General features: G+C 77.8%; 8 protein-coding genes. 3 read left to right on the top strand and 5 right to left on the bottom strand.

Going from position 1 to position 6,698, the window contains the following annotated elements:
- Positions 1-10: 10 nt before the first annotated feature.
- Positions 11-445 carry a protein phosphatase gene (locus ACFVYI_RS09075; protein WP_387882552.1) on the bottom strand — a complete coding sequence of 145 codons (435 nt, stop codon included), beginning with the start codon at positions 443-445 and terminating at the stop codon, positions 11-13.
- Positions 446-509: 64 nt separating this feature from the next.
- Positions 510-2,039 (bottom strand): LuxR C-terminal-related transcriptional regulator, encoded by a 1,530-nt coding sequence (locus ACFVYI_RS09080; protein WP_387882554.1) that lies wholly within the window; start codon positions 2,037-2,039, stop codon positions 510-512.
- Between ACFVYI_RS09080 and ACFVYI_RS09085 the strand changes: the two genes are divergently transcribed.
- Both ACFVYI_RS09085 and ACFVYI_RS09090 read left to right on the top strand, forming a co-directional pair.
- A complete protein-coding gene (locus ACFVYI_RS09085; protein ID WP_387882556.1) occupies positions 2,038-2,967 on the top strand; it encodes an NADP-dependent oxidoreductase in 930 nt (309 codons plus the stop codon). The genes ACFVYI_RS09080 and ACFVYI_RS09085 overlap by 2 nt on opposite strands.
- A 102-nt stretch (positions 2,968-3,069) precedes the next feature.
- A complete protein-coding gene (locus ACFVYI_RS09090; RefSeq protein WP_387882558.1) occupies positions 3,070-3,864 on the top strand; it encodes an SDR family NAD(P)-dependent oxidoreductase in 795 nt (264 codons plus the stop codon).
- On the opposite strand, the gene ACFVYI_RS09095 is transcribed toward ACFVYI_RS09090, so the two are convergent.
- A complete protein-coding gene (locus ACFVYI_RS09095) occupies positions 3,818-4,765 on the bottom strand; it encodes an NAD(P)-dependent oxidoreductase (protein WP_387882560.1) in 948 nt (315 codons plus the stop codon). The genes ACFVYI_RS09090 and ACFVYI_RS09095 overlap by 47 nt on opposite strands.
- Positions 4,766-4,831: 66 nt before the next feature.
- Here ACFVYI_RS09095 and ACFVYI_RS09100 point away from each other — a divergent pair, with 66 nt between their 5' ends.
- Positions 4,832-5,251, top strand: a complete 420-nt coding sequence (locus tag ACFVYI_RS09100) for a MerR family transcriptional regulator (RefSeq protein WP_387882561.1) — start codon at positions 4,832-4,834, stop codon at positions 5,249-5,251.
- On the opposite strand, the gene ACFVYI_RS09105 is transcribed toward ACFVYI_RS09100, so the two are convergent.
- Both ACFVYI_RS09105 and ACFVYI_RS09110 read right to left on the bottom strand, forming a co-directional pair.
- Entirely contained in the window at positions 5,196-5,867 is a 672-nt protein-coding gene (locus tag ACFVYI_RS09105) for an ABC transporter ATP-binding protein (protein ID WP_387882563.1), read from the bottom strand. The two genes, ACFVYI_RS09100 and ACFVYI_RS09105, sit on opposite strands and share 56 nt — an antisense overlap.
- Positions 5,864-6,698, bottom strand: an 835-nt coding sequence (locus ACFVYI_RS09110; RefSeq protein WP_387882565.1) for an ABC transporter ATP-binding protein, incomplete at its 5' end; no start/stop codon positions are given. The genes ACFVYI_RS09110 and ACFVYI_RS09105, both read right to left, overlap by 4 nt.

Raw genomic sequence — 6,698 nt, forward strand, 5'->3', positions numbered from 1 at the left:
GGGCCCGGCGTCAGTGGAACCGCGCCACGAACCGGCGCTGCCAGGGCGTCTCGACGGCGTGCCGGTCGTAGTGCTCCCGCACGTAGGCCACCGCCGCGGTGGCCGGCACCCCGTCCAGCACGGCCAGGCAGGCCAGCGCGGTGCCCGTCCGCCCGAGGCCGCCGGCACAGGCCAGTTCGACCCGCTCGGAGGCCGACCGCTCCCAGGCCTCCCGGAAGGCCCGCGCCGCCTCGGCCCGGTCGGCGGGCAGCCGGAAGTCGGGCCAGCGGAGCCACCGGTCCGCCCAGGGCACGGCCGGCGGCCGGTGCCCCAACAGGTAGAGGCCGAAGGCGGGCTGCGGCCCGGGCGGCAGCGGCCGTCGCAGACCGCGCCCCCGGACCAGTCGGCCGGACGGCAGGCGCAGCACCCCGGCGGCGGTGGGGTCCCAGGTGGCGGAGGCGGTCATGGGGCGAGCCTACGGTGTGCCCGGTGGGGCGGCCGGGCCCACCCGGCACCGTGCCCCCGCGCGGTCAGGAGGCCGCGTAGAGCGTGGTCGGGGCGGGCATGCCGGCGCGGTGCGCCAGCGCGGCCGCCTCGCCGCGCGAGGTCACTCCCAACTTGGCCAGGATGTTGGCGACGTGGAACTTCACCGTGGACTCGCTGATGAGCAGCGTGCCGGCGATCTCCCGGTTGCGGCGGCCCCGGGCGAGCTGGTCGAGGACCTCCAGCTCCCTGGGCTGCAAGCCCTCCAGGGGGTCCGGACCGCCGGTGGCGGCCGGGGCGGCCAGCGGCAGGTCGACGGTGACGGTGGTGCCCCAACCGGGGACGGCGTCCACGGTGAGCCGGCCCGCGAGGGCGGTGATCCGGTCCGTCGTCCGGTGCGCGGCCAGGGCGTCCGGGCCGAGCAGGCCCGGGCCGTCGTCGCGCACCACGGCCCGCACGCCGTCCGCGACGACCTGCCAGCTCACGTGCAGACGCGTCAGCTCGTCCTGCTCCAGCATGGTGAGCACGGTGGCCCGGACGGCCGCCCGGGCGGTGTGCGCGGTGTCGGCCGGGACGGACCGCTCGCCCGCCGCCGGGGGCAGCAGGTCGAGCCGGACCGGACTGTGCCGCAGCAGCGGGCGGAGCTCGTCCGCGAGTCGGGAGAAGGCGGTGGCGGCGGGCTCCTCGCTCAGCTCCCGGTCGAGGTCGGCGCTCGCGCGCAGGTCCAGCAGCGCGGTGACGGCCAGCTCGGTGGCGGTGCGGCGGGCGGTGGCGTCGTCCAGGCCGGCGGCGCGCAGCGGCGCGAGGATCGCGGAGAGCGCCGAGGCGTGCGCTCCGTTGAGCTCGGCGATCGCACGGGCCCGGGCGCCGGCGGAGGCCCGTGACGCGGCAGCGTGGACCGGGGCGGCGTCGACGGCCCGGTGGTGCGAGTGGGTGGTGACCAGCTCCCACAACTGCTGCAGGACGGCCAGTGGTTGATCGGGCAGCCGGTCCGCGCCCGCCCGGACCAGCACCAGCAGCGCGCCGTTGCTGCCGGCCGGGGCCGCGGCGACCGCGACGGCCGGTCGCGGCCGGCCCGCCAGGACCGCCTCGCCCTGCCAGGGCCGGCCGGGGGCCACCGCTTCGGCGAGGTGGGCGAGTTCCAGGGTGGTGATCCGCTCGACCGGCCCGGTCGCCGCGTGGGTGTTGGCGGGGGAGTGCGCGCAGACGCCGCTGAGCTGGGCGACGGCGGTGTGCGGGACGAGATCGGCGAGGACCCGGGAGAGGCGCGGCAGCAGCTGCGGCCTCGGCGCCCCCAGCACCTCCACGACCTGCGCGAGCACGTCCTCGGGGCGTTCCCAACCGCGCTGCCGGTGCCCGGCTCCGTCCGCGGCCTCCCCCCGGCTCGTCGCCGCCCCGTCGCCTGCCTGCTGGTTCGCCATGCGCTCCAGCCTAGCCATCCGGTCCGCGCGGGTGCCTGGCCGTTCGGCCGGGCGGAACCGGCCGAACGGCGGGCCGCGGCCGCCGCCTCCCGCCACCAGGCTGGAGATCGTCAGACCGACGAACTCCTTGACCAGTAAGGACAGTGGGACTCCCATGACCAAGGCCATCGCCTTCTCCGCGTTCGGCGGCACGGACGTGCTGCACCCGGTCGAGATCGACCCGCCCGCCCCGGGGCCCGGCCAGGTGCGGGTCGCCGTCCGGGCGGCGGGCGTGAACCCGGTGGACCACAAGCTGCGCAGCGGCGCGATGACGGGCCTGTTCCCGGTGACCTTCCCGCACGTCACCGGCTTCGAGGTGGCGGGTGTGGTGGAGGCCGTCGGCGAGGGGGCGACCGAGTGGGCGCCCGGCGACGAGGTGTTCGGCCCGACCGGCGGCGGCGGGTACGCCGAGCACGTCCTGGTGGACGCGGGGAACCTCGCCCGCAAGCCGGCCGCGCTCGGCTGGGAGCAGGCCGCGGCGATCCCGGTGGCGGCGGAGACGTCCTGGCGGGCGCTCGACCTGCTCGGTGTGGAGAGCGGCCGGACGCTCCTGGTGCACGGCGCGGCGGGCGGGGTCGGTACGGTCCTGCTGCAGTTCGCCCGCTCGCGCGGGATCCGGGTGATCGGCACCGCGCGCGAGGCCAACCACGCCTATCTGCGCGCGCTGGGCGCGATCCCCGTGACGTACGGCGACGGACTGGCCGAGCGGGTGCGGGCCGTGGCGCCGGACGGCGTGGACCGGGTGCTGGACGCGGCCGGCCAGGGGGACGTCCTGCCGCTCTCGATCGAGCTGGCCGGCGGGGCCGAGCACGTGCTGACCATCGCCGACTTCGAGGGCGCCGCCAGGTACGGCGTGCGGGTCAGCGCCGGCGCGGAGACCGTCCACCACCACGGCCCGGCGCTGGCCGCCGCGCTCGCGCTGTACGAGGAGGGCACGCTGCACCTCCCGCTGCACCGGGTGTTCCCGCTGGAGGAGGCGGCGCAGGCGCACCGGCTGAGCGAGCAGGGGCACGTCCGGGGGAAGGTCGTCCTCACCGTCGGCTGACGCCCGGGCCGAGGCCGGGGCCGCGTCCTCCGTCGCCCGACCCTGCGCCCAACTCGGCTTGTCGCAGCACAATCTGACGCCGGGTCGGTAGAGTCCGGTGCCATGGCTGATGCGATCGAATCCCCGGTGGCGCCGGGCGCCGGGCGGCTGGCGGGCAAGTCGTGCGTGGTGACGGGTGCGGCGAGCGGGATCGGCCGCGCGGTGGCCGAACGCTTCGCCCGGGAGGGCGCGTCGGTGGTCGCGACCGACCTCGACGCCGACGGCCTGCGGCGGCTGGCGGACGAGCTGCCGCAGGCCGTCAGTACGGTGGTCGGCGATGTCTCCCGGGAGGACGACGCCCGCCGGATGATCGCCGCCGCCGTCGAGCGGCACGGCCGGATCGACGTCCTGGTGGCCAACGCGGGGGTGCTCCCGCTGATGGAGATCACGGAGGCGGACGCCGAGGAGTGGGACCGGGTGATGGCCGTCGACGGCCGGGGGATGTTCCTCACCTGCAAGTACGCGATCGAGGCGATGGCCGGGTCCGGCGGCGCCGGTGGCGCGATCGTCTGCCTCTCCTCGATCTCCGGCGAGGCCGGTCAGCGCGGCCAGGCCGTCTACGGGCCCGCCAAGTTCGTGGCGTCCGGCCTGACCAAGCACCTCGCCGTCGAGTGGGCCGACCGCGGCATCCGGGTCAACGCCGTGGCTCCCGGCACCATCACCACCGAGCGCGTCCGCCGGCTCCAGGACGAACCGGGCGGCTCCGAGTACCTGACGGCGATCGAGAAGCTGCACCCGATGGGCCGGCTCGGGACGCCCGCGGAGGTGGCCGCGGCGGTCCTCTTCCTGGCGTCGGACGACGCCTCCTTCGTCACCGGGGCCGTTCTCCCGGTGGACGGCGGCTACCTGGCGCAGTAGGCCGTCGGGCCTCCAGCTCCTCGACCAGGGCCGAGACGCCGTCCGATCCGCGGCCGGCGGCGACGGCCCGTTCGGTGACGGCGAGGGCGGCGTCCAGGACGGCGGTGTCCAGGCCGCGGGCGCGGGCGGTGCGGGCGACGTGGGCGAGGCCGGCCGCGGCGGAGGCGACGGTGCTGTGGTCCCCGGGGTGGCTGCCCTCGTCGACGCGCCGGGCCCAGTCGTCGATGAGGGCGGGCAGCAGGCGGGGCAGTCCGTGGGCGTACGGGGCGAACGCGGCGGCGCTGATGCCCTCGGCGCGGGCCAGGGCGAGGGCGTGCAGGTAGCCGTGCGCGGTGGTCCAGAACAGGTCCAGCAGCGCCGCGTCGTAGCCGGCCGCCCGGCCGGGGTCGGCGCCCAGGTGGTGCACGGCGCCCGCGAGGGCGGCCAGCGTCTCCTGGTGGGTGCGGAAGAGGTCCTCGTCGCCGCTGCAGACGATCACCCCGGTCGGCTGCCCGATGGTCGGGGTGGGGGTGAGGATCGCGGCGTTGAGCGACCGGGCGCCGTGCCCGGCGGCCCGGTCGGCGCTCTCCCGGGCCTGGTCGGGGGCGACGGAGGTGGCGTTGACCAGCGCCCGGCCCCGCAGGGCGGGGCCGGCGGCGTCGAGGACGGCCCGGCCGGCGGCGTGGTCACGGACGCAGAGCAGCGTGAGCGGGCTCGCGGCCACCGCGGCGGCGGCGCTCGCGGCGGGCGCCGCGCCGTGCGCGACGAGGTCGGCGTCCCGGCCGGGTGTGCGGTTCCAGACCGTGACCGGGTGCTCGGCGGCGAGCAGGGCGCGGGCGAGCGCACGGCCCATCGGACCGAGGCCGAGCACGGTAACGGGGGTGCGGGAAGGGCTGGTTGCGGGTGATCGGAAGTCTGTCACGGCGGTCAGGCTAGAGTTTCACGTCGACGTGAGAGTCAAGCGGCGGTTCGGCGCGGAGGGGGCGGGTTGCGGATCGGGGAGCTGGCTCGGCGCACCGGGGTGAGCCCGCGCGCGCTGCGCTACTACGAGGAGCAGGGCCTGCTCAGCCCCGAGCGCCGCCCCAGCGGCTACCGGGAGTACGCCGAGCGCGACGTCCGCACCGTCCACGGCATCCGCACCCTGCTCGCGGCGGGCCTCGGCAGTACGGTGATCGCCGAGATCCTGCCCGGCCTGCCCGCTCCCGGTGAACGCCGCCCCGGGCCGACCTGCCCCGAACTCCTCGCCGGCCTCGCCGCCGAACGCGCCCGGATCACCGACGCCATGCGCGAACTCGACGCCGCGCGGGGCCTGTTGGACGCCATCATGGCCGCCGCGGCGCCGGGTGAACTGATCACCACGCCCCGGCCGGACGCCTCCTCAGCTCGGAAGGCTCCCCGGAGAAGCTGACCTCGCCCCGGTGCAGCAGATGGACGACGGCCGCGCCGGTGAGACCGCGCGGGAGCGACTGCGCGGTCAGCACGACCGCCCGGCCCTCGGCGGCGGCCGTGTCGAGCAGGTGCGCGTGCAGCCGGGCGGTGACGGCGGGCGCCAGCCCCCGGTCCGGCTCGTCGAGCAGGAGCAGGCCCGGTCGTGCGGTCAACGCCCGGGCCACGGCCACCAGTTGCTGCTGACCGCCGGAGAGCGTCCCGGCCGGGCGGGGCAGCAGGGCGGTCAGCTCGGGGAAGAGCGCGAGCGCCTCCGCGGCGGGGGCCCCGCCGAGGCCGAGGTGCTCGGCCACGGTGAGCGAGGCGAACACCGCCCGTTCCGCCGGCACCAGGGTCAGCCCGAGCCGGACCCTCTGGTGGACGCCGAGCCCGGTGACGTCCCGTCCGCGCCAGACCACCCGCCCGGCGGCGAGCCGCACCACCCCGGCGAGGGCGTGCAGCACGCTGGTCCGGCCGGAGCCGTTGCGGCCGAGCAGCACGGTGACCGCTCCGGCCGGGAAGGCGAGGTCCACCCCGTGCAGCGCCTCCAGCGGCCCGTACCGGACGCGGGCGGCGGACAGCGCGGCCTCGACGGTCATCCGCCGCCCACCCCCGGCACCGGCCCGGGGCCGACCGCCGGCCCGCCCCAGGCCCGGGCCACCCGGGCGTCGGCGAGCACCGCGGCCGCCGGGCCGCGGGCCACCACCCGGCCGCCGGCCATCGCGTACACGGTGTCGGCCAGCTCGTGGACCAGGTCGGGGTCGTGTTCGACCAGCAGCAGCGCGATGCCCCGGTCGGCCAGGCCGCGCAGGACGGAGACCAGCCGGGCGGTCTGCGCCGTGTCCAGGCCGGCCGCCGGCTCGTCCAGCAGGAGCACCCGGGGGTCGCCCGCCAGCGCGCGGGCCAGCTCCACCAGGCGCAGCACCCCGGTCGGCTGGTCGCCGGCCGGGTGGGCCGCGAGGTCCTGGAGACCGAACAGGGCCAGTGCCCGCGCCGTCGCGGCCTCGACGGCGCGCGCGTCCGGGCGGTGGCCGTGCCGCTGCTCGGCGCCGATCCGGACGTTGTCCGCCACCGGGAGGGTCGGAAAGACGGCGATCTGCTGGAAGGTCCGGGCCAGCCCGAGCCGGACCCGGGCGTGCGCGGGCAGTCGGGTGACGTCCCGGCCGCCGAGCAGCACCCGGCCGGCGTCCGGGCGGACCGTCCCGGCCAGGCAGTCGAAGAGGGTGCTCTTGCCGGCGCCGTTCGGCCCGATCAGCGCGGTGATCCGCCCCGGCGGCGCGACGAGGTCCACCCCGGCGACCGCCTCGATCCCGCCGTACCGGCGGACCACCCCGCGGGCCGTCAGCCGGGCCCGGTCGCCGCCCGCCCGGCTCACGGCCGCGCCTCCTCGGCCCCCGCGGCGGCCCGCCGGGCGGCGAGCAGGGCGCGGA

The organism is Kitasatospora sp. NPDC058218 (assembly GCF_042882445.1).
GTDB lineage: Bacteria > Actinomycetota > Actinomycetes > Streptomycetales > Streptomycetaceae > Kitasatospora.